The sequence below is a fragment of the Subtercola sp. PAMC28395 genome (assembly GCF_018889995.1).
Taxonomy (GTDB): domain Bacteria; phylum Actinomycetota; class Actinomycetes; order Actinomycetales; family Microbacteriaceae; genus Subtercola.
The window spans coordinates 1,354,504-1,377,464 of sequence record NZ_CP076547.1 but is presented as its reverse complement, the minus strand read 5'-3'; the positions used below and the strand labels follow the sequence as shown (position 1 = coordinate 1,377,464).

Genomic DNA, 22,961 nt, shown 5'->3' with positions numbered 1-22,961 from the left:
GGCTGCGCGTCACGGCACGCAAACCGTCAGATGACCGCGCTGCGCCGCTGTGCGAAGATCGTTAGAAAGGTGGCCCATTGCCTGGAGCTGTCGTCGTCATACCCACGTATCGCGAAAAAGAGACCATCGCAGCCATCATCGAGCGCGTACTGAAGTCCGCCGACGTGCACGTTCTCGTCGTCGACGACAACAGCCCCGATGGCACAGGCCAGATCGTCGACGCCATTGCTGCCACCGACGAGCGCGTGAACATCATGCACCGCACCGAGAAGAACGGCCTCGGCACCGCGTACGTCGCGGGGTTCGGCTGGGCACTCGACAAAGGCTACGACTACATCATTGAGATGGATGCTGACGGCTCCCATCAGCCCGAGGAACTCCCTCGGCTGATCAAGCTCCTCGACGCCGGCGCGAACCTGGGCATCGGCGCCCGGTGGATCCCGGGCGGCAAGACCGAGAACTGGCCGTGGTACCGCAAGCTCATCTCCCGTTCGGGTACCACGTACGCCCGCATCATGCTGAAGTCCAAGCTTCACGACATCACCTCGGGGTACCGCGGCTTCAGCGCTGAAACGTTGCGCGCCCTCGACCTCTCGCAGCTCGACTCGGCCGGTTACGTCTTCCAGATCGAGCTGGCGTGGCTCGTCGAACGCTCAGGCGGCGTCGTGCGGGAGTTCCCGATCACGTTCATCGAGCGCCTCGAGGGCCAGTCGAAGATGACGACCGGCATAGTGGTCGAGGCGCTGTCGAAGGTGACCACCTGGGGCATCGCTTCCCGCCTGGGTCGCATCCCCAAGTCGCAGTCGCTCGCCGCGCGCTGAGCTGCGGCTACCCGCCTTCTCTCGCCCGCGGCGCCGGCACTCGCCTCATCGAATCGGCGCATGCCAACGTCCACTCGTTCGTCCAGACGCGACGCCGCGTGCACACTGCACTTGACGCCGCGTGCGGACGAACGGACAACCGTCGCCACCTGCGTTTCCGCTGCCCGAAACGGCTACACGCGTAACAATTCGCATTCGCGCGCCATCGCAAAGACGCTCCCGCAGGACGAAATCGGTGGGGCGCGGCGGCGTGTACGTCGCGCCCCACGTTTACGCGGACTCAACGAGGGGACTCGTAACAATTCGCAGACAGTGCGCCGCAGGGGCGGCGGCGCACTACACTAGGACCGTGCTCCGGGGTCGGTGAGAATCCGAACCGGCGGTTATAGTCCGCGAACTGCGGTGCTCCTGGCAGCAATGCCATCCAGCGCCAAGGTTGATTCGGTGAAATTCCGAGACCGACGGTCATGAGGGTTTGCTTGTGTTCCCTCAGAAGTCCGGATGAGAGGTGCACGCGTGCGTGCCCGCGACCCTGTTGGCACCCATGAGCCGTTGACGCTACCCCGGAGTCTCTTGACAGACGAGGGTTGAGATGCGTTCGACAGAACACGACGGCGAGGGCGCTGCTGTGCCTTCTGTCCCTCCGCCTGCCGCCCCTCCGCCTGCCGCCCCTGTGCCTTCCACCCCTGCGCCTGCCGCCCCTGCGCCTGCCGCCCCTGTGCCTGCCGCCGCACTCACCATCGAGCCAGCCATGCGCCGCGCCATCGAGTTGGCGGCGAACGGCCCCGCGTGGGGCGTCAACCCACAGGTCGGCTGCGTCATCCTCAGCCCCGACGGCGTCGTTCTCGCCGAAGGCTGGCACCGCGGCGCGGGCACTCCGCACGCCGAAGTGGATGCCCTGGCCAACCTCAGCCGAGCATCCGACGCCATCGGCGCCACCGCCGTCGTCACCCTCGAGCCCTGCAACCACACCGGTCGCACTGGCCCCTGCAGCGAGGCTCTTGTCGCCGCCGGAATCAGCACGGTGTACTTCGGTTCCAGTGACCCCGGCCTGCGGTCCGGGGGCGGAGCCGGAACGCTGGCGGCCGCTGGAGTGTGCGTGCACAGCGGTGTTCTCGCCGCAGAGGTCGAGCGCAGCATCCACCCGTGGTTGACCGCGATGCGAAACGGGCGCCCCTTCGTCACCGTGAAATGGGCGTCGAGTCTCGACGGCCGGGCCGCAGCAGCTGATGGCACCAGCCAGTGGATCACAGGCCCGGATGCCCGAGCCGACGTTCACCTGCGCCGCAGCCGTGCCGACGCCATCGTTGTCGGCACGGGAACACTGCTCGCGGACGACCCGTCGCTCACCGCACGGATGCCCATCTCGACCGGCGAAACCGAGCCCGCCCTCTATCCGCACCAGCCACAGCCTGTCGTGATCGGCGAGCGCCGCATCGATCGCACCGCGCGAGTGTTCGGTCACCCGTTGCCGGTCACGGAGTACCAGACCCGCAACCTCCACGGCATTCTCGCCGACCTCTTCGATCGCGGAGTCCGCTCGGTGTTCGTCGAGGGCGGCCCGACCCTTGCGAGCGCGTTCATCAGGGCCGGATTGGCCGACGAGATCGTCGCCTACCTGGCACCTGTACTGCTTGGGGGGCCGATGCTCGCCCTCGGCAACATCGGCGTCGACGGCGTAGCGGATGCCCTGCCTCTCACGATCGTCTCGCTCGACCTGCTCGGCCCCGACCTTCGCATCGTCGCCGAGCCGCTCCGCGGTGCCAGCTCTGCTGCCTCCCTCGAGCGCCCGGTCTCCTCCACAGCAAGCGTCTCGTCCCCCAGAGCAAGCGCCTTCCCCACATCCTTCACATCCTCCCCGCCCGTCACCCCCTCCACCTCCGACCCGAAGGAGCACCACCTTGTTCACCGGAATCATTGAAGAAAAAGGCGAAGTCCTGGCAATCGAGCCGCGCGCCGACGTCGTCCGCCTGACGCTCCGCGCGCCCCTCGCCGTGTCGGGAGCTCGCCACGGCGATTCGATATCGGTGAGCGGCGTCTGCCTGACCGTGGTCGACCAGACCGCGGATTCATTCACCGCCGACGTGATGCAGCAGACCATCGACATGAGCACGGTCGGCTCGCTGAAACCCGGTGACGCGGTGAACCTCGAGCGCGCAGCGCTGGTCGGCGACCGGCTCGGCGGTCACATCGTGCAGGGTCACATCGACGGAACGAGCACCGTGCTCGCTGTGACGCCCGGCGAGGCGTGGAGCGTCCTGCGTTTCAGCCTGAGCCCCGAGCTCGCCCCGCTCGTGGTCGACAAGGGCTCGATCGCCGTCGCGGGGGTGTCGCTGACGGTGTCGAACGTCGATGGAGGCCACGGGCATCCCGGTGCGACTCCGCCCGCCACAAGCGACTCAGGATCCACGCACTGGTTCGAAGTGTCACTCATCCCTGAAACTCTTTCGGCGACCACCCTCGGCGCGCTTGCCGTCGGTGACGTCGTCAACATCGAGACCGACATTCTCGCCCGGCACGTCGAGCGACTGCTGTCCCTTCGAACCACCACCGAGCCCACGACCACTGACCCGACGACCACCGAGCGCTGAGGAGCCACCGATGTCACTCACCCCTATGCCCGAAGTCCTGGCGGCCCTGCGCTCAGGCAAGCCCGTGATCGTCGCCGATGACGAAGACCGTGAGAACGAGGGCGATGCGATCCTCGCGGCCGAGCTCGCCACCCCCGAATGGATAGCCTGGATGGTGCGCAACACCTCCGGCTTCCTCTGCGCCCCGATGACCGTCGAGCGCGCTGCTGCCCTCGAACTGCCCCCGATGGTGGAGCGCAACGAAGACTCCCGCCGCACGGCGTACACGATCACCGTCGACGCCTCGTCACCGATCGTCACCACGGGCATCAGCGCGGCCGACCGGGCCTTCACCCTCCGCGCGCTTGCCGACGGCACCTCGACACCGTCCAGCTTCATCCGCCCAGGCCACGTGCTGCCCGTTGTGGCCGTCGCCGGAGGGGTTCGCGAGCGCCCGGGCCACACGGAGGCGTCTGTCGAGCTGATGCAGCTGGCGGGCCTCGCGCCGGTCGGGGTGATCGGTGAGATCGTAAGCACCGACGGCTCCATGGCACGGATGCCCGAACTCCTCGAGATCGCCGCACGCGAGGGTCTGCCCGTGACAACCATCGAGGCGCTCATCGCCTGGCTGAACGACGCCGATGCGCAGGCAGAGGCCGATGCAGCTCTCGCCGTCGAGGGCAGCCGGACCGCACCCGTCGCCGGGACTGAGACCGCCCTCGCGGGCGCGGGCGCGGGCGCGGGCGGCCACGGCCCGAGCAGTACTGGCTCGACCAGTCGGGACGACCATTGGCTCACGCCGGAGTCGCGCCTTGACCATGTGCCCGTCGATCTCGTAGATCGAGTCGAGTTTGCAGTCGAGACCCTGGTGCCGACCGTCCACGGCACATTCCGGTTTCGCGCGTACCACGACCTGGTCTCCGGCGCGGATCACCTTGCCGTGATCGCCGGCGACCCGTCGGACCCGAGCTCCGTCGTGCGGATCCACTCTGAATGCCTCACCGGCGAGGCGTTCGGTTCGCTGAAATGCGAGTGCGGCCCTCAGCTCACCGCGTCACTCGACCTCATCGCCGAACTCGGCGGGGTGGTGATCTACCTGCGCGGCCACGAAGGGCGCGGAATCGGGCTCATCAACAAGTTGCGCGCCTACCAGCTGCAGGAAGACGGACTCGACACCCTCGATGCGAATCTCGCCCTCGGGCTCCCCGGCGACGTGCGCGACTACGGCGCGGCTGTTGCGATCCTCGAGAACCTGGGGCTCACACAGGTTCGCCTGCTGACGAACAACCCCGAGAAGGTGCGCCAGCTCGAGGAGCGCGGAATAACGGTCGTCGAACGTGTTCCGCTGGTCGTGGGTCGCGGTTCGGCAAACTCCGCGTACCTCGACGCCAAGCGCGACCGCATGGGTCACCTGCTGCCCCTCCCGACGTTCGTCGAGTAGGGCCGCGGGCGTCTCCTCGTCCCCTCACAGGGTGGCTCCTCCCTCACAGGCTGAGTCTCGTCCCTCACAGGCTGAGTCTCGTCCCTCGCAGGCTGAGTCTCGTCCCTCGCAGGCTGACTCCTCCTCCACAGGCCAGCTCGCCCACCCACAGGCCAGCTCGTCGCCCACAGGGCAGCTCGCCCCCCACAGGCTGACTCGTCCCCCACTGGCCAGCTCGTCCCCCACAGGCTGACTCTTCTCCCACGGGGCAGCTCGTTCCCCACAACCGCACACCTCGCTACACCCCGATCTCCAAATCCCCGATCTCCAACTCCCCGAACCCTGACCCGAAAGGATGCCCGCGCATGGCCGGCACCGGAATCCCCACCTCCACCACTCTCGATGGCACCGGACTCAAGGTGACGATCGTCGCCGGCCGCTGGCATGACGTGATCACCAATGGCCTGCTCGCCGGGGCCCACCGCGCCCTCGAGGAGGCGAACGTCGAGATCACGGAGATCCGCGTCGCAGGGAGCTTCGAGCTCCCGGTCGTCAGCCGCGCCGCGCTCGAGGCGGGGGCGGATGCGGTTGTCGCCCTCGGCGTCATCATCCGCGGTGGAACCCCGCACTTCGAGTATGTCTCCGACGCCGCGACGTCGGGCCTCACCCAGGTGAGCATCCTCACGGGCAAGCCTGTCGGGTTCGGCGTCCTCACGCTCGACGACGAGGCTCAGGGCCTCGACCGCGCGGGCCTTCCCGGTTCGAAGGAGGACAAGGGCCGCGAGGCCGCCGAAGCCGCCGTCGCCACAGCACTCACCCTGCGCGCCCTCCTCCCCGAGCATCCATAACCCCCTCCCCCTCCCCTCCCCCTCCCCCCTCCCCCCCCTCCCCCTCCGCTTCCTCCCGTTGGGTGTCCCAGCTTCTGCTGCCCTGGCTACTGAATCCCAGCAGAAGTTGGGACACCAACCCCTCGGCTCCGGGGGGCGGGTGGGGGGGTGGAGGGCGGGGGTGGAGGGCGGGAGCGGGGGCTTTGGTGCGGGGGCGGGAGCGAGTTGGATGGCGCGTATTGTAGATGGGCGGCCACCAGCCGCCTCACCGTCCCACCGTGGTCGACTACTCGCGCCCGATCGACGCGTTCTTGTCGGCGGTGATTGACCGTTCCACCGCTGAAATCTCCTGCTGAAAGCCGCTATGTCTTCGCCCACGCTCGCCCCACCCGCCGCCGTCAACACCCGTTCGAGAGTCGTTCTCGCCAGCCTCATCGGCACCTCGATCGAGTTCTACGACTTCTACGTGTACGCCACCGCCGCCGTGCTGGTGTTCCCGAAGCTGTTCTTCCCCACGACCGACCCGAATGTAGGCCTGCTGACCTCGTTCGCGGTCTTCGGGGTGGCGTTCGTGGCGCGGCCCATCGGCTCGATCATCTTCGGGCACTTCGGCGACCGCATCGGCCGCAAGAAGACTCTCGTCGCCTCGCTTCTGACCATGGGCATCGCGACCGTACTCATCGGCTTTCTGCCGACCTACGCCTCGATCGGCCTCTGGGCACCCATTCTGCTGACCGTGATGCGTTTCGCCCAGGGGCTCGGCCTCGGCGGCGAGTGGAGCGGCGCAGCGCTTCTCGCCACCGAGAACGCACCGGCAGGCAAGCGTGCGATCTACGGCACCTTCCCGCAGCTCGGCGCCCCGATCGGCTTCATCATCGCCAACGGCGTGTTCCTCTGGCTGAACCTCGGCATGTCTGCAGCCGACTTCGCGAGCTGGGGCTGGCGCGTGCCGTTCATCGCGAGCGCCGTGCTCGTCGTGATCGGGCTCTACGTTCGTTTCAGGCTGGTCGAGACGCCCGCCTTCCAGAAGGTCATCGACGCAGGCGAAGTCGCGACAGTACCGGTGGCACGGGTGTTCAAGACCAGCTGGCGCCCGCTCATTCTGGGCACGTTCATCATGCTCGCCACGTACACGCTGTTCTACCTGATGACGACGTTCACGCTGACATTCGGTACGGCGTTCTCGTCTGCCGCTGCAGCAAAGGCTGCTGCCGACAAGGCAGGCACGGCATTCAACCCGGCCACCTTCACGCCCGGGCTCGGCTTCAACCGCAACGACTTCCTGATCATGCTCATCATCGGCGTGGTGTTCTTCGGCATCTTCACCCTGGTGTCGGGCCCGCTCGCGGAGCGCTTCGGGCGTCGCAAGACGCTCATTGTCACGACGATCGGCATCCTGGTGTTCGGCCTGCTGTTCGTGCCCCTCTTCGGAGCCGGCACCGTCGGAACGATGGCACTGCTCATCATCGGCTTCACCCTCATGGGGCTCACTTTCGGCCCGATGGGCTCGGTGCTGCCCGAACTCTTCCCGGCGAACGTGCGGTACACCGGCTCGGCGATCAGCTACAACTTCGCGTCGATCCTCGGCGCGGCCGTGGCCCCGTTCATCGCCGTCGCACTCTGGCAGGCAGCCGGCGGCAGCCCGGTCTGGGTCGGCGTGTACCTGAGCGCGATGGCCGTGATCACCCTGATCGCACTCATCATCAGCAAAGAGACCCGAGACGTCGACTACGACTCCAACCTGTCCTGACGCGTGAACTGCACCATCGATCTTCCCGACGCGTGAACTGCACCATCGATCTTCCCGACGCGTGAACGGCACCATCGACTTTCCTGAAGGTGCAGCTTCTGCGGCATTCTGTTGCACAAACGGGCGAGTGGATGCCCGGCTCGCCCCGCGCGGAGTGAACCAGCGCACGGGGTAGGCCGGGCATCCATCACACCGTCAGCCGCGACCGATAGAAAGTACTCATGAGCACAGCAGAATCACGGGCCACCGCAGGCGCAAGCCGCACGAGCGCAGCCAGCCCACGGGGTCGCAGCCGGGGCGGGCGCGGCAGGCGCGACGCCGACAACGGCCCGCGCGCGAAGTTCGCAGACCTGCTGCCCTACCTGCTCGAGCACAAGAAGGTTCTCGCGCTCGTGATCGGGCTGAGCATCCTCGGGGCCGCGGCCAGCCTCGCCCAGCCGCTGCTCGTGAGCCAGGTCATCACCCAGGTCACGGCAGGCAACCCGCTGAATGGGCTCGTCTGGCTGCTGGTGGTTCTCGTCGTGCTGTCTGGTCTCATCAGCGGCTTTCAGCACTACCTGCTGCAGCGCACCGGCGAGGGCGTCGTGCTGTCGAGCCGCAAGCAGCTGGTGCGCCGGATGCTGAACCTCCCCATCCGCGAATTCGACACCCGTCGCACGGGTGACCTGGTCTCCCGCGTCGGCTCCGACACAACCCTGCTGCGAGCCGTGCTCACGCAGGGGCTTGTCGATGCCCTCGGAGGATCGCTGGTCTTCGTCGGCGCGCTCATCGCGATGCTCATCATCGACCCCGTGCTGCTCGGGCTCACCGTTCTCGTGGTGGGCGTGTCGATCGTGGTAGTTGTGCTGCTTTCGGCGCGCATCCGTGTGGCCAGCCGCCAGGCGCAGGAGAAGGTCGGCGACCTCGCAGCGAGTGTCGAGCGGGCCATCAGCGCCGTTCGCACGGTTCGCGCGGCCAACGCCACCGAGCGGGAGATCCGGGCCGTCGAGAAAGACGCAGAGGGCGCCTGGGCGATGGGCATCAAGGTCGCGAAGATCTCGGCCCTCGTGGTCCCGGTCGCCGGGATCGCCATGCAGGTGGCCTTCCTCACCGTGATCGGCGTCGGCGGGTACCGGGTTGCCAGTGGAGCGATCACCATCGCGTCACTGGTGTCGTTCATCCTGTTCCTGTTCATGATGATCATGCCCCTCGGCCAGGCTTTCGGGGCGTTCACCTCGGTCAACTCCGCCCTCGGTGCGCTGGGCCGCATCCAGGAGATCATCACACTGCCGAGTGAGGGTGAATTCGACCGCGAGCTCGCCCCTCTTGCGAGCAACGCCGAAGTGAGCACCGCCGCGTTCGCCCGCGCCGCCGCGAGCACGCCGATCGCGGTGGAGTTCGACGGCGTCGAGTTTGCGTACACGGAAGGTGCGGTGCCGGGTGACGGCGCTCCCGACGCGCAGGGCGTGCTGTCGGGGCCCGGCACCACGCTGCTCGCCGCGCACGAGCCGGCCGCCGGGGGCGCCGGCGTGGTCGGCCCGGGCGCCAGCCCTCGCGCCACATCTGCAGACACAACCGGCGCCCTGAACGACGTGCCCGGCGAGGTACCCGGCGATTTCCCCGACGAATCTCAGGGCACATCTGCTGGCGAATCTCTCAGCGCACTTCCCGGCGAATCTGCTGGCGACGATTCGGCCGAACCCTCGTCGGCGGCGAGCTACCTCGCCGACTCCGGTGCGCGCGGCGGCCCTGGGGCGGGCGTCGGCAGTCCGGGCACAGGCGAGCCGGGCATCCGCAACACCACCGTGCTGCGCGGCGTGAGCTTCAGCGTGCCGCGGGGCAAGCGTGTGGCGCTGGTCGGGCCCTCCGGCGCAGGCAAGAGCACCATTCTCGCGCTCATCGAGCGGTTCTACGACCCGACCTCGGGTGTCATCCGGGTGGGCGGCACCGACATCCGTCAGCTCGACCGCGAGGCCCTTCGCGCCCAGATCGGCTATGTCGAGCAGGACGCGCCCGTGCTGGCCGGGAGCATCCGCTCGAACCTGCTTCTGGCTTCGCCGGCGGCGACCGACGAGGAGTGCGTGGCCGTTCTGACGGCCGTCAACCTGCTCGAGGTGCTCGAGCGGTCGCCCGAGGGCCTGGATGCTGCGGTCGGCGAAGAGGGCGTGATGCTCTCAGGCGGCGAACGCCAGCGCCTGGCCATCGCCCGCGCGCTTCTCGCTGCCCCGCCGATCCTTCTGCTCGACGAGTCGACTTCGAGCCTCGACGGACTCAACGAGCAGATGCTGCGCGAGGCGATCGACGCAGTCGCCGAGAACCGCACGCTGATCGTGATCGCGCACCGGCTGTCGACCGTCGTCGACTCCGACGTGATCATTGTTCTCGACCACGGCTCGGTCGTCGGCGTGGGCACCCACTCGGAGCTCGTCGTCTCGACGCCGTTGTACCGAGAGCTCGCGAAGCGCCAGCTTCTGGTCTAGCAGGGCGGGGCGGGCGCGGCGGGCCGGAGCGCGGCTGCAGAATCGTCGGAAGATCCTCGCCACCTCGGCGAATACGGCGGTACCGGCGAAGTTTCTCCGACGATTTCAGACAGCAGTTATCTGGCGAGCTCGTACTGCAGCTCGGCGGCACGCAGGGTGTTCACCAGCAGCATCGCGATCGTCATCGGCCCCACACCGCCGGGAACGGGCGTGATGAGCCCCGCCACCTCAGAAGCCGGGCCGAAGTCCACGTCGCCTGACAGACCCTCGGGACCTCGGTGGATTCCCACGTCGATCACGGTCGCGCCGGGCTTGATGTGCTCAGCTGTGATCAGACCTTTCACCCCCACAGCCGCAACGACGACATCGGCCGTGCGGCACACCTCGGCCAGGTTGCGTGTGCGGGAGTGCGCGACCGTCACGGTCGCGTTCCGGTTCACCAGAAGCTGCGCAACAGGCCGGCCGACGAGCTCAGACCGACCGATGACAACGACGTTCGCACCCTCGATCGGCACGTTGTACGCGTCGAGCAGCTCGATGACACCCGCCGGTGTGCAGGGCCGCAGCCCGGATTTCTGCTGGGCGAGCCGACCGACACTCAGCGTCGTCAGGCCGTCGACATCCTTCTCGAAGGGGATGAGGTCGATCAGCGGCGCAGCGTTCAGATGCGCCGGAACCGGCAGCTGCAACAGGATGCCCGATACCTGCGGGTCGGCGGCGAGCCGACGCAACAGCGCCTCGACCTCCTCCTGGCTCGTGTCTTCGGGCAGGTGCTGGTGCAGGTCTGCCATACCCGCAGCGACGGTTGACCTGCGTTTGTTGGCGACGTACACCTCTGACGCAGGGTCGCCGCCGACGAGCACCGTAGCGAGCCCGGGCTGGATTCCGGTTCTGGCGAAGAACGCCGCGACATCGTCTTTCAGTGTCGCGCGAACGCGTGCAGCGACGGCTTTGCCGTCAATGATTCCTGCGGCCACTTGTCTACTCCCTCACAAAATGCTTCAATCACGTCGTGTGCACACATCAGCTCACTGACGGCTCGCTGATCACAGAATCGTGGTCGAATTCCGGTATGTCATCACACGGTCTTCACAATGCCACTGCACCGCACGCGCCAGAACGCTGCGCTCCACCTCGGCACCCCGACGCTCGAGCTCCGCCACGCTGTCGCGGTGCGAGACCCGAACCACGTCCTGCTCGATGATGGGGCCTTCGTCGAGGGTTGCCGTCGCGTAGTGTGCGGTCGCGCCGATCAGCTTGACTCCACGCTCCTTGGCCTTCAGGTACGGCCCGGCACCGGCGAACGCCGGCAGGAACGAGTGGTGGATGTTGATGACAGGGCAGCCGACGTTCTCGAGGAAGTCCGCGGAGAGGATCTGCATGTACCGGGCCATCACCACGAGATCGACTTTGCCCGCCAGCAGCTCGAGAGCGCGCGCTTCGGATTCCGCCTTTGTCGCTCGGCTGATGGGAATGTGCACGAAGTCGATTCCGAAGCTGGCCACGTCGGCGGCGAGGTCGGGGTGGTTCGAGATGACCATGGTCACGTTCATATCTAGCTCGTTGCGCCTGTTGCGCCACAGCAACTCGAGCAGGCAGTGATCGTACTTCGAGACCATGATCGCGACGCGCTTGGGTGTTGCCGCATCGGTGAGGGTGAACGTCATACCGAAGCGCTCGCCGACCTGGGTGGCGAACGCGGCGCTGAGGCCGGGCAGGGCTTCAGCGAGACCCTCGCGGTGGAAGACCGTGCGCTGGAAGAACTCGCCGTTCTCCGAATCGGTGGAGAACTGCCCCAGCTCCACGATGTTCGCACCGTGCTCAGCGAGGAACCCGGCGACAGCCGCCACGATGCCGGGCTGGTCTGCGCACTGGATCGTGAGGCGGCCGATGTCTTCGTTGGCCGCCGTCGATCCTGCGCCGGGTACGGTCTCTGTCGCCGTGGTGGCAAATACCCCCTGCGAGCTCGGGGCATCGTGCACTGCGCCGCCAGCGGGCGACTCTTCGGGCATCATCGGTGGACGCACTCCTTCGGAACAGTTTCGCTTCTAACGGTACCGGGTTCACAGGGGCACTCAGCGCCGCGGCGGCCTGCGCGCCCGCCTGTCAGCTTTCTTCCTGGGTGGGTGCGATGGTGTTCGGCGCGTGCCTCAGCCGGAGACAGCCCAGAGCGCCACCGCACTCGCCGCTGCCACGTTCAGGGAGTCGATGCCGTGCGCCATCGGGATGCTCACGATCGTGTCTGCCGCAGCCAGCGCGCTGTCGGTCAGCCCGTCACCCTCTGCACCGAGCACGAGGGCGAGCTTGCCTGGCTGCCCATCTGTGTGTGGGAAATCGCGGGCAAAGTCCCGAAGTGACACCGCGTCGGGCGACAGGGCGAGAGCAGCGATGTGGAATCCGGTCGTTCTCAGCTGGGGTTCCAGGGTGTCCCAGTCGCCAGACCTCGTCCACGGCACCTGCAGAACGGTACCCATGCTCACGCGGATCGCGCGGCGGTAGAACGGATCGGAGCAGCGAGGCGTGACGAGCACGGCGTCGGCTCCGACGGCGCCGACGGAACGGAAGATCGCCCCGACGTTGGTGGGGTCGGCCACGTTCTCGAGCACAACGACGAGTCGGGCATCCTGCAGCACATCGCCCACGGGCTGGAGGAGCGGCCGGTTCATCGATGCGATGATCCCGCGATGCAGAATGTAGCCGGTCAGCTCAGCGAGCAGCTCACCGGGGCCGACGAAGATCGGTACCGTCTCCGCCCAGGGTCCGAGGGCAGCAACGGCTTCGTCGAGCGAGCCGCCGAGGGCGAGAACCGACCGGGGCACGTGCCCCGCACCCACTGCCCGCTCGAGCACGAGGGCAGATTCGGCCAGGTACAGCCCGAATTCGCTGCTGCGGGCCTTGCGCAGGGCGACATCGGTCAGGTGCGAGTAGTCGGCCAGCCGCGGGTCGCTGAGCTCGGTGACTTCGACGACGTTCACCATTGGCACCGGCTCACTCGCTTGCGCTCCCGATTTTCGGGTTGCCGCGGCCTGTCGTTGTTTCCCTATCGATCATTCCTGGGCTCCCACCGCAGCCTCAGAGGCAACCAGCTCGGCACCGGCATGAGCCAGCTCGGCGAGCGCCGCGGCACTCGACTCCGGGGCCACGCCGGCGATCAGGTCGGTGAGTACACGAACCTTGCGGCCGTGTTCGATCGCATCGAGCGCCGACGCGCGAACACAGTAGTCGGTCGCGAGCCCCACGATGTCGATCTCCGTCACCGCGTGCTGGTCGAGAAGGTCATGCACCGTCGCGCCCTCCTCCGTCGTTCCCTCGTAGATCGAGTAGGCCGGTTCGCCCTGCCCCTTGTGCACGTGGAAGTCGATCCGTGCACCAGCCAGATCATCGTGGTAGGCCGCTCCAGGCGTGCCTGCAACGCAGTGCACGGGCCAGGTATCGACGAAATCCGGCCCCTCGGGCCCTGCGAAGTGACCGCCGTTGTCATTGTCGGCATCGTGCCAGTCACGTGAGGCGATCACCAGGTCATAGGCATCCGGATGCCCGGCAAGAAGCTGCGCGATGCCCGCCGCCACGGCGGCACCCCCCTCTACTCCCAGTGCCCCACCCTCGGTGAAATCGTTCTGCACGTCGATGATGAACAGCGCTTTGTGCATGGTCAGCTCCTCACACGATCTGTGCCGGAGCAGCCCCATGAGACCTCACTCCTGCGTTTCAAGTCTACGAGGTCGCTGAAATGAGTGACGTGAGCCCGCACGATCATCCATTCGCGAGCGCATCACCGCACTTGTAGATGCCGACCGTCAACGCATCAAGAGCCGCCCTGCCCCCGTCGATCGAGCTGTCGAGAGAGAAGAATGCGAAGGTCAGCGTGCTCCCGTCGGCCGCGTGCACGACCCCGGCAAGAGTGTTGGCCGTGTCGATCGATCCCGTCTTCGCCTGCACCTTGCCGTTCACGATGGAGTTCGCGCCGGTGAAGCGATACGACAGGGTGCCGGTCTGGTCGGCGACCGGCAGACCGTCGAGAATGACGCCGAGGTTGGCCTCCCTCGCGTTGATCTTGTCGAACAGTGCGGTCAGAAAGAGCGCGGAGACGGCATCGTCGTTACTCAGCCCTGAGCCGTCGACGATGACGAGGTTGCTGGTGTCGAGCCCATATGAGGAGTTGAGCGCTTTCGGGATCGCGGCCTGCAGGGAGGCGAAGGTATTGCCCACACCCAGCTTGATCGCGGTGAGCCTGGCGAGCATCTCTGCCTCGGTGTTGTCGGAGCGGAGCAATGCCTCCTGCACCATGGTCGAGACCGGCGCTGACTTCACCGCCCCGAGCGATGCGGCTCCCGGCGATGCGACACCGCCCACCAGTTTCGCCCCTGACGCGATCGAACCCAGGGCACTCTGGAATGCCTGGCCGGCCCGGCTGACCGGGTCCGTGCTCCGGGGAGAGGTGTCGGCAGACGGATTCGCCCTGTCGCCGTCGACCATCAGCGCGGTGACTTCGGCGGTCGAACCGTCGGTCTGCTCGATCCTGTCCCACGAGGACTGCCACGGGTCACCGCTGAACAGCGAGCTGTCGAGCACGATCGTCGAGATCGGCACCCCCGCACGCGCCGGGTCAGCAGACCAGGCCGCCTTCACCTGCTCGGCGAGCTGGCCCATGGTCGAGGCGTCGTGATAGATGTTCGACGACCCGCTTGCCAGCGTCACATCGCCCCCACCCACCAGAACCACAGTGCCTGGAGTGTCACCGGCGACCACCGAGGTCTGAACCCGGTAATCGGGCCCCAGCACTGCGAGCGCCGCCGACGACGTCAGTACCTTCATGACGCTCGCCGTGCGCGAATAGGTGGCACCGTTGCGGTCGAACAGGATTTCGCCCGTGTCGGCCTTGCGCACGGTGCCCTGGAACGTACCCATGCCCGAGGCGGCCGCCAACGAGCCGACCGAGCAGGTTCGCACGGCCTCTGGCGAGGCGGCGGCGGTCGGCTGCGGCCGCCTGGTCGGCACCGGAACGGTCGAGACCGGTGTGGTCGGAGTAGGCGAGCTGATTGCGAGAGCATCAGCCACGGCCGGGGGCTGGGCGTTCGCCACCAGCGCTCCCGTGGCGAAGGAGCCGGCCGCCAGCGCCGCAAAGGCCACCCACGCGCCGACGACCAGGAGCCCACGACGACGAGCGTTCACGGGGGTGCGGTGGCCGGGCATCCGATCAATTTACCAGCCGTGGCCGCAGGGCGACCTGGGAGCCGGGGTTGTGGGCGATGTCGCAGAGACGACGACACCGGCCGCCACACGCGCGGGGCCTCAGACTTTACTCGCCCGGGTAGACCAGACCGATCTGGCGGCGCACTTCGTCGAGGACGCCCATGATGGCAACACTCTCGCTGACCGGCAGCAGTTCGCTCTCTCTGAGACCCGCGTTCACGAGGCGCTCCAATTCGACTGCCTGGTACTGCATTCCCCGCGAGACAACCGGATGCTCGAAGCTCTCGATCACCGTACCCTCCGGGTCGATCACGCGGAACGTCGTCGGCGCATACCAGGTGTCGTCGATCTCGATGCGCGCCTCGGTGCCGATGACAGTGGCCACATTCGGGCCCCGCGAGTCGAGGGCACAGTGCAGCACAGAACGCCCGGTCTCTCCGTGCTCGAGGATGATCGCCGTCTGCCTGTCGACGCCGGTGGACGTCGTCGTGGCCGATGCGAGAATCCGTGTCGGCAGTCCCAGCACATCGATGGCGAACGACACCGGGTAGATGCCGAGGTCAAGCAGCGCTCCACCGCCCAGAGCGGGATCATTGAGCCGGTGGGAGGGGTCAGAGGGCAGCTTCTGGTCATGGTCGGCGAGCACGGTGTGCACCTCGCCGAGGGTTCCGGCAGCGATGATCTCGCGGATGCGCACCATATGCGGCAAGAACCGCGTCCACATCGCCTCGAGCACCACCAGCTTGCTTCGTTCGGCTTCGTCGGCGATGAGCTGCGCCTCGAGGGCGTTGAGGGTGAAGGGCTTCTCCACCAGCACGTGCTTTCCGGCTCGCAGGGCCAGCAGGGTGTTGGCGACATGCAGGGGGTGCGGGGTTGCCACGTAGATCGCGTCGACGTCAGGATCGGATACGAGCTCTTCGTAACTGCCGTGTGCGGTCGGGTTCCCGAATTTCGCGGCGAACTCCTCAGCACCTCCGACAGAACGCGAGCCAACTGCACTCAGAACGAGATCATTTGCGAGAAGGTCAGTTGCGAACGCGGAGGCGATCCCACCCGTGCCCAGAATTCCCCAGCGAATCGTGCGTGCCATCAGTTGCCAACCTCTCGTCGTGGCGCACGCGAGCGCGGCCAAACCATGAAGCCCCAGCGACCCTTACGGGAGACTGGGGCTTCGATGGGGCCGCCTATCAGAATCGAACTGATGACCTATTCATTACGAGTGAATCGCTCTACCGACTGAGCTAAGGCGGCATGGCTAAAAGCCGAAGTCGAGCCTACACCCTTCGGGTCGTTCGGTAGTTCGGTACCCCACATGATGTAGGTGAACAAGTCAGTGACGTTCATCTTGAGGTATGGGGCGAAGAGCTCGACGTCTTCGATGGTGATATCTGCTTGTCCGTTGCGGCGGCGGTTCACGTAGGTGTGAACGAGTCCGGCCTGCTTGGCGAGGTTACGTGACGACCATCGTTCGGCAGTCAGAAGCGCATCGAGGCGCTTGGCGCGTTCCATGTGGATCTCTTCGGAGCTATTTGCAGCAGCACTCAGGTTTGTCATGACACTTACTGTAGCAGTTTCGCCACACTTTGCAACCCTACAGCAAGTCTCATGAATCGAATGCGAGACATAACGTCGCAACACGCCGATTTTGGTGTTTGTGTTTGTAGCGTTTGTGTTCCACACTGATACCCATGAGATACGAAATGTCACCAGTGGCACCCAAGGTGCGAGGGATTGCCGCCGAAAAGGGTGTCTCCCAAGAAGGAATCGCGCAGATACTCGGCATTTCTCGAACCGCCGTATCAAAGCGACTGAATGCACGAGGTGACTTCACTGCCACCGAACTGCAGAAGCTTGCAGCAAGCTTCGACGTCAAGGTTGGCGCGTTCTTCGGGGAGATCAGCGCATGACTCTCGCCGTTCGTATCTACTCGAAGACCGAAGCGCAGCGCATAACCGACGATCTCAAGTCCGCGGGTGTTTCCGCCCGTCGCAGCCTTGACCGACTCTACGACCTCATGGATGAAGCCCGGAACGGCAACGTCTGGCAGGTTCTCGGCTACGCCTCGTGGACCGCATACCTGGCTGAAACGCTAGGCGGCTCACCAATGCGCTTGCCCCGTGATGAGCGGCATGAGGTCGTCTCACTGCTCGCTGGTGAAGGTATGAGCACGCGTGCTATCGCACCTATCGTCGGCGTTGACCAGAAGACGGTTGCTCGAGACATCCAAGGTGAGGCAAATGCCTCACCTGTCGCGCATCGCGAAACGCGCACCACTGAGGCCTCTGCCGATATTCGTGAGCGCACCCGCCCACCGCTCACGTCGGACTGGGTAGAGCCCGGCCCGATCGTCGCTAACACGTCAACGGGTGAGGTCATCGATGCCCCCGTGACGACGACGGAGACGCACACCGTCAAGACAGTCATCGGGCTCGATGGGAAGCAGTACAAGCAGGCACCTCGTGAATCTAAGCCTGTGATCACTGGTGATGCTGTGGTGAAGCTGAACGCTGAGACCGCATCTATCAGTATCGGTCGCGCTCTGGGAACTTTTCTCGCGTTCACGAACGAGAGTCACCGACGCCGCATTCTCACGGAGTGGTGGCCGCTCGGCGCTGAAGCCGTGCCGCCCGCTAACCGTGAACTTTTCAACCCTCAAGACATTCGCATCATCGCGGGCGCACTGACTGTGCTCGCTAACGAAATGGAGGCAACACTGTGACTGCATTCCAAGACACCATCATCCGCGTCTACCGTGAACAGGTTGGCACGTACGGGCCTGCTGGGGTGAACCGGCAGGAGGCTATCGAGTCGGCGTTGTCGATCCTGCACGCCGAGATCAGTTCGGGGCGCATCCAACTCGATCAGGATGCTGCGTTACGTGCGTTCCTGATGAACGCTGACGAGCGCGACGGTCGGAACGGTGACGCGATTCTGAAGCGCGCAGCTCGCGGTGAAGTCCCGTTGACACTGGCCGATTTGGACATTGTTGTCACTCTCGGCGGCGGTCACCGCAAGCAGTGGGCTGACGTGATGCTCGAAGACCTGAACGCGATGAACGACATCCGGTTCCGGAATTTCAAGGCCGCGCGTGACTCATATGCCGACTTCAACTCTTCGGTCCTCGCGGTGCGCCCGGTGCTTTTTCAGTACGGCACGTTCGGTGGCGCTTTCAAAAATGGCGGTTTCCCGCCTCAGACTGCGGCGTCTGCCGCTGCATAACTTGGCGGCTGCGCGGTGATGTTTACCTTCGCCCGCGCGGTCGTCGTCCAAAAAAGGAAACGGCCCGGTGACAGCCGGACCGTTCATAAGAAAGGGAGAAAAACCTTGTCTCAAAACACAGAATACACTACCACGGCGGTGACGGCATGAGCGAGACGCCGATCTATGACGAACTCGTCGTTGCCACATACGAGGAACCTGACCCGCATGTTGCGTCGTGGTTGGACGGTTTCAAGAAACTGTTCGGTGCCCGCTCATGACGGTGTGGGAGCAGTACCTGGCACGGGTTGACGCGGAGTCCGCTGCGACTGGCCGGGGGATCATGAATGGTCTGCTCGCGTCAATCCCTGTGTGGGTTGCTATCGCATTAGTTGTGTGGGCGGTGACCCGGTGACCGCTGTTCTGCGTCTCGCCGCCGTAGCAGTGACCGTGAGCGCCATCGTTGCTGTCCTGTTCGTTCTGGGCCTCACACAGCTCGCAGGGATGGGCGACTGATGTTCCACATCATGGAACGCCACACCGACTTCTGGACGGGGCAACCCACAGGCGAGTCCGTACACGAGTCGTACGACAACGAGTTAGAAGCAGACATCGAGATGCAGGACCTCGAACGCCGATACCCGGGCCGCTACTTCGTCACGGACGCATCCCAGTGACCGATTTTCTTACCCAGTCTGGTGCACCGTTCGACTGCCTCATGTTGGCCGTCATCATCTACTTCGCCGTCAAGGCATACAAACGCAAAATTCGAAAGGCACCAAAATGACCACCGCACAGAAGTACGAGTTCACTGGCGTCGAGAAGATCAACATCTTCGGCGTCACCGTAAAGCAGATCCGCGCCACAGAAGACATCCCCCGCACGTCCGTGAAAAAAGGTGACCTTGGCGGGTGGATCGAAAGTGAGCAGTTGACAAACGGCGACGCTCGGGTCTCCGGCGACGCTTGGGTCTCCGGCGACGCTCGGGTCTCCGGCGACGCTTGGGTCTACGGCGACGCTCGGGTCTCCGGCGACGCTTGGGTCTACGGCGACGCTCAGGTCTACGGCAACGCTCGGGTCTCCGGCAACGCTCGGGTCTCCGGCGACGCTTGGGTCTCCGGCGACGCTTGGGTCTCCGGAGACGCTCGGGTCTCCGGCGACGCTTGGGTCTCCGGCGACGCTCGGGTCTCCGGCGACGCTCAGGTCTACGGCAACGCTCGGGTCTACGGCGACGCTTGGGTCTACGGCGACGCTCGGGTCTACGGCGACGCTCGGGTCTACGGCAACGCTCGGGTCGAGTCGCGTGAGCACTGCATCGTCGTGGGTCCAATCGGCTCCGAAGGTGTTACCGCGACACTCTTTCGAACGAAGAACGGCAAGCACATCCTCAACGTGGGGTGCTGGTCGGGAACGCTAGGCACCCTCTCTGCTGAGGTGAAACGTCGCCGCGAGTCGTGGCGTGCCGATGAGGCCACGCAGGACAGGTGGGCGGCGCAGTACAAGGCCCTGAAAGCGCTTGGCCTTGCGACCGTGACCGCGTGGGAAACCACAGAGGTGACCATCTAATGTCTCTCCGTATTGTGAATTTGAAGGCTGACAACTACAAGCGCATCCGTGCCGTCGACATCACCCCCGAGGGGAATGTGGTGTTCATAGGTGGTCGGAACGCGCAAGGTAAAACGTCAGTGCTTGATGCGATCTGGGCTGCCCTCGCGGGCGGTGAAGCGTCGAAAGCTACACAGCAGCCGATCCGTGACGGCCAAGACACCGCCGTCGTGACATTGGATCTCGGTGAGTACATTGTTACCCGCCGTTGGACGAAGGATGACTCCGGCACACTCACGGTCACGGCCGCGGATGGTGCGAAGTACTCGTCGCCACAGAAACTACTTGACGAGGTGATAGGCGCCCGCGCATTCGATCCGCTCGCTTTCACACGCCTTTCTGGTCGCGATCAGGTTGCCGCGCTGACTTCCCTCGTAGAATTGCCGTTCGATCCTGCGCAATTGGAACGCGAACGGGTCGGGATCTTCGAAACACGCACGGAAGCATCCCGTGCAGTGAAGCAGATTGAAGGGCAACTCGCTGGTATTACCAAGCCTGAGGATGACACACCAACCACGGAAGTATCTCTATCTGAGTTGGTCGAGGCGTTCGAGGCGGCGCAGGCACAGAACCTCGAATTTGACCGGCGTGTAGCGGACGCTGAACGTACGCAGTCGAAGCGTGAGGAATGCGAACGGGTTATCGCATCACTGACGCAACAACTCGCCGGGGCGCAGTCTGATCTGGTCACGCTGAGAAGCGTCGAAGAACGTGCCGGATTATCGGTCACTCAGGCCGAGCGGGTGGACTCGTCCGAGATCAGTGCCCGCATGGCAACGGTTGAGGCGACGAACGCGACGATCCGTGAGGGTCAGGAGTGGGTGAGAGTCAACGGGCGGCTGCTCACGAAACGGCAGGAGGTCACTCAGTACACGGTGGCGTTGCATGCGATTGAGAAGCGGAAAGCTGATGCTCTCGCCGCCGTGTCGTTCCCTGTCGCCGGTTTCTCTTTCGATCAGACGGGGGTGACATTCAAGGGCATCCCGTTCTCGCAAGCCTCATCTGCTGAGCAATTACGTGTCTCAGTCGGTCTGGCGATGGCCGCGAACCCGAAACTCCGTGTGCTCCGCATCCTCGACGGCTCTCTGCTCGACGCCGACTCTATGGCACTGATCGCTGAGATGGCGTCCGAAAACGATTACCAGGTGTGGGTTGAGGTAGTCGACCAGACAGGAACGGTCGGTATCACGATCGAAGATGGCGCGGTTGTCGCATGACCGCGGGCATTGTCACTGATATGTCTGAGGCTGACTACCACGCAAGACCGGAACTGTCATCAACGCAGGCACGGTGGTTGCTGGACACACCTGCGACGTACCGGCACAACAAAGACAACCCGCAACCGCACAAAGTTGCGTTCGACCTCGGTACCGCAGTTCACACGAAAGTCTTGGGTGTCGGGTCGAACGTTCTCATCTGTCCCGACGACCACCTAACGCCTGCTGGTGCGATCTCTTCGAAGGCCGCGACGGCCGCATGGCTCGATGAGCAGCGCTCGAACGGCCTGATCGTTATCGGTCGGCAGCAGGCCGCATCTGTGGATGCAATGGCTGAGGCTGTTCTGGCGCACTCTGGGGCTCGCGCGCTGCTCGAGTCGATCGGTGGGCGTGAGGTGAGCATGTTCGCTGAGATCGATGGTGTGCCAATGCGTGCACGGTTCGATGTTTATGACGGGCGTAGTGCGGCTGATCTGAAGTCGGCTCGTAACGCTTCCCCCGGTGGTTTCAACAAAGCTGTGGGCAATTTCGGGTATCACGTTCAAGACCGTTGGTATTCGGAAGCTCACACCGCCATCACTGGCACCGAGCTTGACGTGTTCAAGTTCATCGTCGTAGAGCCGACCGCACCGTATCTCGTTGGTTTCTATGACCTCGATTTTATGTGGGAAGACGACGCGAAGAAGAAGGTCAGTCGCGCACGTGAACTGTACCTGCAATGCACCGAGACCGGCGAATGGCCGGGCTATCCGAGCATGACGCTCACGCCGCCGACGTGGGCTGTGTGGGAAGACGAGAACGAAGGGGAGATACAGGTCTGATGAATATTGCAGAGACGACCGCTCCGAAGAGCGATCAACAGAATTTCGATGACTACGGCGGTGGCCCGAAAACGGTCACGGTTACGGAGGTGAAGAATGGCAACGCGGAACAACCCGTCGAGGTTCATCTGGCGGAGTTCCCTGGCCGACCGTTCAAGCCGTCGAAGTCGATGAGGCGTGTTCTGCTCGCGTGCTGGGGTTCCGACTCGGCGGTGTATGCGGGCCGAAGAATGACACTCTACGGCGACCCAGAGGTGAAGTTCGGCGGGCAGAAGGTCGGCGGGATTCGGATCGCGGCGCTTTCGAATATCGACAAACCCGCCACCATCGCCCTCACCGTCACTCGCGCGAAACGGGAGCCGTTCACGGTGCAACCGTTGGACCCGCCGAAAGACACATCAGGCCGTGACTGGCTCGCTGAACTGAACACTGCGGGTGATGACATGGCTGCCGTGTTCGCGCTCGGTCAGGCCGCGAAAGAAGCCAACGCATCCCGCCAAGTCATGACAGTGCTCGGTGGTGTGTATAAGAAGCTCGAAGCCGCCGCGCTGGCCGCGCAACAACAAGTCGCCGCAACAGTCGCACCCGCACCTGTTGAGCCGGTATCAGCCGCCCCAAAATCTGCCGTTGACGATTACGAGGCGCAGGAGCGTGCCGAGTTCGACGCTGCCGTAGACCGTGGGGAAGTGAACCCGTGACCGGCCCGTACAAGGTGCGTGAGACCCGCCAGTACACGGAGGTCATCTACTACAACGCTGACGGCACAGAGGCATCCCGAGACACAATGCTCGATGACCAATCGTACGATGCTGAACCGCCAGAACCTATGACCGATGAAGAGATCGAGGACTGGCTATGACTCGCAGTAGAGCGTCAGCGAAAGCCGCAGGCTCATCGTTCGAGCGTTCCATCGCGGACTACTTGAAGGTGTGTCTGGCGGATGACCGTATCGACCGGCGTGTGAAACGCGGCAACAAAGACACCGGGCGGTGATCCACACACCGTAGCCACCGTAGCAACCCGGAACCGGGGGTCGAGATGTTTGCCGCATCTCGACCCCCTCAATCACACGCGAACCCC

The 22,961-nt window shown here is 64.8% G+C and carries 24 protein-coding genes and 1 tRNA gene; 17 read left to right on the top strand and 8 right to left on the bottom strand.

All coding sequences use genetic code 11. The annotated features are described in order from the left end of the window. The first annotated feature begins 77 nt into the window (after positions 1 to 77). The 7 genes from KPL76_RS06420 to KPL76_RS06390 all read left to right on the top strand — a co-directional run bounded on the left by KPL76_RS06420 (position 78) and on the right by KPL76_RS06390 (position 9,847). Positions 78 to 821, top strand: a complete 744-nt coding sequence (locus KPL76_RS06420; protein ID WP_216335629.1) for a polyprenol monophosphomannose synthase — start codon at positions 78 to 80, stop codon at positions 819 to 821. Between the two features lie 751 nt (positions 822 to 1,572). Further along, complete coding sequence (gene ribD, locus KPL76_RS06415; RefSeq protein WP_216336149.1) at positions 1,573 to 2,742, top strand: bifunctional diaminohydroxyphosphoribosylaminopyrimidine deaminase/5-amino-6-(5-phosphoribosylamino)uracil reductase RibD; 1,170 nt, start codon at positions 1,573 to 1,575, stop codon at positions 2,740 to 2,742. After that, a complete protein-coding gene (locus tag KPL76_RS06410) occupies positions 2,723 to 3,412 on the top strand; it encodes a riboflavin synthase (RefSeq protein WP_216335628.1) in 690 nt (229 codons plus the stop codon). Before ribD ends, KPL76_RS06410 begins: the two co-directional genes overlap by 20 nt. Before the next feature lie 10 nt (positions 3,413 to 3,422). Continuing rightward, complete coding sequence (gene ribA, locus KPL76_RS06405) at positions 3,423 to 4,832, top strand: GTP cyclohydrolase II (protein ID WP_216335627.1); 1,410 nt, start codon at positions 3,423 to 3,425, stop codon at positions 4,830 to 4,832. 344 nt (positions 4,833 to 5,176) lie between these two features. Next, entirely contained in the window at positions 5,177 to 5,659 is a 483-nt protein-coding gene (gene ribH / locus KPL76_RS06400; protein ID WP_216335626.1) for a 6,7-dimethyl-8-ribityllumazine synthase, read from the top strand. 343 nt (positions 5,660 to 6,002) lie between these two features. Next, positions 6,003 to 7,388 carry an MFS transporter gene (locus KPL76_RS06395; protein ID WP_216335625.1) on the top strand — a complete coding sequence of 462 codons (1,386 nt, stop codon included), beginning with the start codon at positions 6,003 to 6,005 and terminating at the stop codon, positions 7,386 to 7,388. 221 nt (positions 7,389 to 7,609) lie between these two features. After that, positions 7,610 to 9,847, top strand: coding sequence for an ABC transporter ATP-binding protein (locus KPL76_RS06390; RefSeq protein WP_216335624.1), 2,238 nt, complete (start codon positions 7,610 to 7,612; stop codon positions 9,845 to 9,847). A gap of 116 nt (positions 9,848 to 9,963) precedes the next feature. Here the strand turns inward: KPL76_RS06390 and folD are convergent, their stop codons facing one another. The 8 genes from folD to KPL76_RS14950 form a co-directional block, all read right to left on the bottom strand. Next, positions 9,964 to 10,824 carry a bifunctional methylenetetrahydrofolate dehydrogenase/methenyltetrahydrofolate cyclohydrolase FolD gene (gene folD / locus KPL76_RS06385; protein ID WP_216335623.1) on the bottom strand — a complete coding sequence of 287 codons (861 nt, stop codon included), beginning with the start codon at positions 10,822 to 10,824 and terminating at the stop codon, positions 9,964 to 9,966. A 69-nt stretch (positions 10,825 to 10,893) separates the two neighbouring features. Beyond that, entirely contained in the window at positions 10,894 to 11,862 is a 969-nt protein-coding gene (gene purU / locus KPL76_RS06380; protein ID WP_253202203.1) for a formyltetrahydrofolate deformylase, read from the bottom strand. Positions 11,863 to 11,997: 135 nt separating this feature from the next. Then, the gene (locus tag KPL76_RS06375; protein WP_371733949.1) at positions 11,998 to 12,822 is read right to left on the bottom strand and encodes a TrmH family RNA methyltransferase; all 825 of its coding nucleotides are present in this window, start codon (positions 12,820 to 12,822) and stop codon (positions 11,998 to 12,000) included. Positions 12,823 to 12,894: 72 nt separating this feature from the next. Continuing rightward, a complete protein-coding gene (locus tag KPL76_RS06370; RefSeq protein ID WP_216335622.1) occupies positions 12,895 to 13,497 on the bottom strand; it encodes an isochorismatase family protein in 603 nt (200 codons plus the stop codon). A 103-nt stretch (positions 13,498 to 13,600) separates the two neighbouring features. Beyond that, entirely contained in the window at positions 13,601 to 15,040 is a 1,440-nt protein-coding gene (locus tag KPL76_RS06365) for a D-alanyl-D-alanine carboxypeptidase/D-alanyl-D-alanine-endopeptidase (protein WP_216335621.1), read from the bottom strand. Between the two features lie 106 nt (positions 15,041 to 15,146). Next, positions 15,147 to 16,130, bottom strand: a complete 984-nt coding sequence (locus KPL76_RS06360; protein WP_216335620.1) for a Gfo/Idh/MocA family protein — start codon at positions 16,128 to 16,130, stop codon at positions 15,147 to 15,149. Between the two features lie 85 nt (positions 16,131 to 16,215). Next, positions 16,216 to 16,291 (bottom strand) — tRNA-Thr (locus KPL76_RS06355). Beyond that, positions 16,247 to 16,549, bottom strand: a complete 303-nt coding sequence (locus tag KPL76_RS14950) for a helix-turn-helix domain-containing protein (RefSeq protein ID WP_371733948.1) — start codon at positions 16,547 to 16,549, stop codon at positions 16,247 to 16,249. The genes KPL76_RS06355 and KPL76_RS14950 overlap by 45 nt, the downstream gene beginning before the upstream one ends. A 179-nt stretch (positions 16,550 to 16,728) precedes the next feature. Here KPL76_RS14950 and KPL76_RS06350 point away from each other — a divergent pair, with 179 nt between their 5' ends. The 10 genes from KPL76_RS06350 (at position 16,729) to KPL76_RS06305 (ending at position 22,874) form a co-directional block, all read left to right on the top strand. Beyond that, entirely contained in the window at positions 16,729 to 16,947 is a 219-nt protein-coding gene (locus KPL76_RS06350; protein ID WP_216335619.1) for a helix-turn-helix domain-containing protein, read from the top strand. Further along, a complete protein-coding gene (locus KPL76_RS06345) occupies positions 16,944 to 17,759 on the top strand; it encodes a hypothetical protein (protein WP_216335618.1) in 816 nt (271 codons plus the stop codon). Before KPL76_RS06350 ends, KPL76_RS06345 begins: the two co-directional genes overlap by 4 nt. Next, positions 17,756 to 18,259 (top strand): hypothetical protein, encoded by a 504-nt coding sequence (locus KPL76_RS06340; protein WP_216335617.1) that lies wholly within the window; start codon positions 17,756 to 17,758, stop codon positions 18,257 to 18,259. Before KPL76_RS06345 ends, KPL76_RS06340 begins: the two co-directional genes overlap by 4 nt. A gap of 494 nt (positions 18,260 to 18,753) precedes the next feature. Further along, complete coding sequence (locus tag KPL76_RS06335; protein ID WP_216335616.1) at positions 18,754 to 18,915, top strand: hypothetical protein; 162 nt, start codon at positions 18,754 to 18,756, stop codon at positions 18,913 to 18,915. 106 nt (positions 18,916 to 19,021) lie between these two features. Next, on the top strand, positions 19,022 to 19,804 hold the full coding sequence (locus KPL76_RS06330; protein ID WP_216335615.1) for a polymer-forming cytoskeletal protein: 783 nt from the start codon (positions 19,022 to 19,024) through the stop codon (positions 19,802 to 19,804). Beyond that, the gene (locus KPL76_RS06325; RefSeq protein ID WP_216335614.1) at positions 19,804 to 21,060 is read left to right on the top strand and encodes an AAA family ATPase; all 1,257 of its coding nucleotides are present in this window, start codon (positions 19,804 to 19,806) and stop codon (positions 21,058 to 21,060) included. The genes KPL76_RS06330 and KPL76_RS06325 overlap by 1 nt, the downstream gene beginning before the upstream one ends. Next, positions 21,057 to 21,881 (top strand): PD-(D/E)XK nuclease-like domain-containing protein, encoded by an 825-nt coding sequence (locus KPL76_RS06320; protein WP_216335613.1) that lies wholly within the window; start codon positions 21,057 to 21,059, stop codon positions 21,879 to 21,881. The genes KPL76_RS06325 and KPL76_RS06320 overlap by 4 nt, the downstream gene beginning before the upstream one ends. Next, the gene (locus tag KPL76_RS06315; RefSeq protein ID WP_216335612.1) at positions 21,797 to 22,579 is read left to right on the top strand and encodes a hypothetical protein; all 783 of its coding nucleotides are present in this window, start codon (positions 21,797 to 21,799) and stop codon (positions 22,577 to 22,579) included. The genes KPL76_RS06320 and KPL76_RS06315 overlap by 85 nt, the downstream gene beginning before the upstream one ends. Continuing rightward, positions 22,576 to 22,740 carry a hypothetical protein gene (locus KPL76_RS06310; RefSeq protein ID WP_216335611.1) on the top strand — a complete coding sequence of 55 codons (165 nt, stop codon included), beginning with the start codon at positions 22,576 to 22,578 and terminating at the stop codon, positions 22,738 to 22,740. The genes KPL76_RS06315 and KPL76_RS06310 overlap by 4 nt, the downstream gene beginning before the upstream one ends. Continuing rightward, on the top strand, positions 22,737 to 22,874 hold the full coding sequence (locus KPL76_RS06305; RefSeq protein ID WP_216336585.1) for a hypothetical protein: 138 nt from the start codon (positions 22,737 to 22,739) through the stop codon (positions 22,872 to 22,874). The genes KPL76_RS06310 and KPL76_RS06305 overlap by 4 nt, the downstream gene beginning before the upstream one ends. The last annotated feature ends 87 nt before the right edge of the window (positions 22,875 to 22,961 follow it).

Excerpts from the sequence above, each read along its gene's own strand:
- KPL76_RS06365 (WP_216335621.1), bottom strand. The coding sequence starts at position 15,040 with ATGCCCGGCCACCGCACCCCCGTGAACGCTCGTCGTCGTGGGCTCCTG.
- ribH (WP_216335626.1), top strand. The coding sequence starts at position 5,177 with ATGGCCGGCACCGGAATCCCCACCTCCACCACTCTCGATGGCACCGGA.
- KPL76_RS06360 (WP_216335620.1), bottom strand. The coding sequence starts at position 16,130 with ATGGCACGCACGATTCGCTGGGGAATTCTGGGCACGGGTGGGATCGCC.
- KPL76_RS06350 (WP_216335619.1), top strand. The coding sequence starts at position 16,729 with ATGAGATACGAAATGTCACCAGTGGCACCCAAGGTGCGAGGGATTGCC.
- KPL76_RS06330 (WP_216335615.1), top strand. The coding sequence starts at position 19,022 with ATGACCACCGCACAGAAGTACGAGTTCACTGGCGTCGAGAAGATCAAC.
- KPL76_RS06320 (WP_216335613.1), top strand. The coding sequence starts at position 21,057 with ATGACCGCGGGCATTGTCACTGATATGTCTGAGGCTGACTACCACGCA.
- ribA (WP_216335627.1), top strand. The coding sequence starts at position 3,423 with ATGTCACTCACCCCTATGCCCGAAGTCCTGGCGGCCCTGCGCTCAGGC.
- KPL76_RS06315 (WP_216335612.1), top strand. The coding sequence starts at position 21,797 with ATGGCCGGGCTATCCGAGCATGACGCTCACGCCGCCGACGTGGGCTGT.
- KPL76_RS06305 (WP_216336585.1), top strand. The coding sequence starts at position 22,737 with ATGACTCGCAGTAGAGCGTCAGCGAAAGCCGCAGGCTCATCGTTCGAG.
- ribD (WP_216336149.1), top strand. The coding sequence starts at position 1,573 with ATGCGCCGCGCCATCGAGTTGGCGGCGAACGGCCCCGCGTGGGGCGTC.
- KPL76_RS06325 (WP_216335614.1), top strand. The coding sequence starts at position 19,804 with ATGTCTCTCCGTATTGTGAATTTGAAGGCTGACAACTACAAGCGCATC.
- KPL76_RS14950 (WP_371733948.1), bottom strand. The coding sequence starts at position 16,549 with ATGGAACGCGCCAAGCGCCTCGATGCGCTTCTGACTGCCGAACGATGG.
- KPL76_RS06335 (WP_216335616.1), top strand. The coding sequence starts at position 18,754 with ATGTTCCACATCATGGAACGCCACACCGACTTCTGGACGGGGCAACCC.
- KPL76_RS06370 (WP_216335622.1), bottom strand. The coding sequence starts at position 13,497 with ATGCACAAAGCGCTGTTCATCATCGACGTGCAGAACGATTTCACCGAG.
- KPL76_RS06390 (WP_216335624.1), top strand. The coding sequence starts at position 7,610 with ATGAGCACAGCAGAATCACGGGCCACCGCAGGCGCAAGCCGCACGAGC.
- KPL76_RS06345 (WP_216335618.1), top strand. The coding sequence starts at position 16,944 with ATGACTCTCGCCGTTCGTATCTACTCGAAGACCGAAGCGCAGCGCATA.
- KPL76_RS06395 (WP_216335625.1), top strand. The coding sequence starts at position 6,003 with ATGTCTTCGCCCACGCTCGCCCCACCCGCCGCCGTCAACACCCGTTCG.
- purU (WP_253202203.1), bottom strand. The coding sequence starts at position 11,862 with ATGATGCCCGAAGAGTCGCCCGCTGGCGGCGCAGTGCACGATGCCCCG.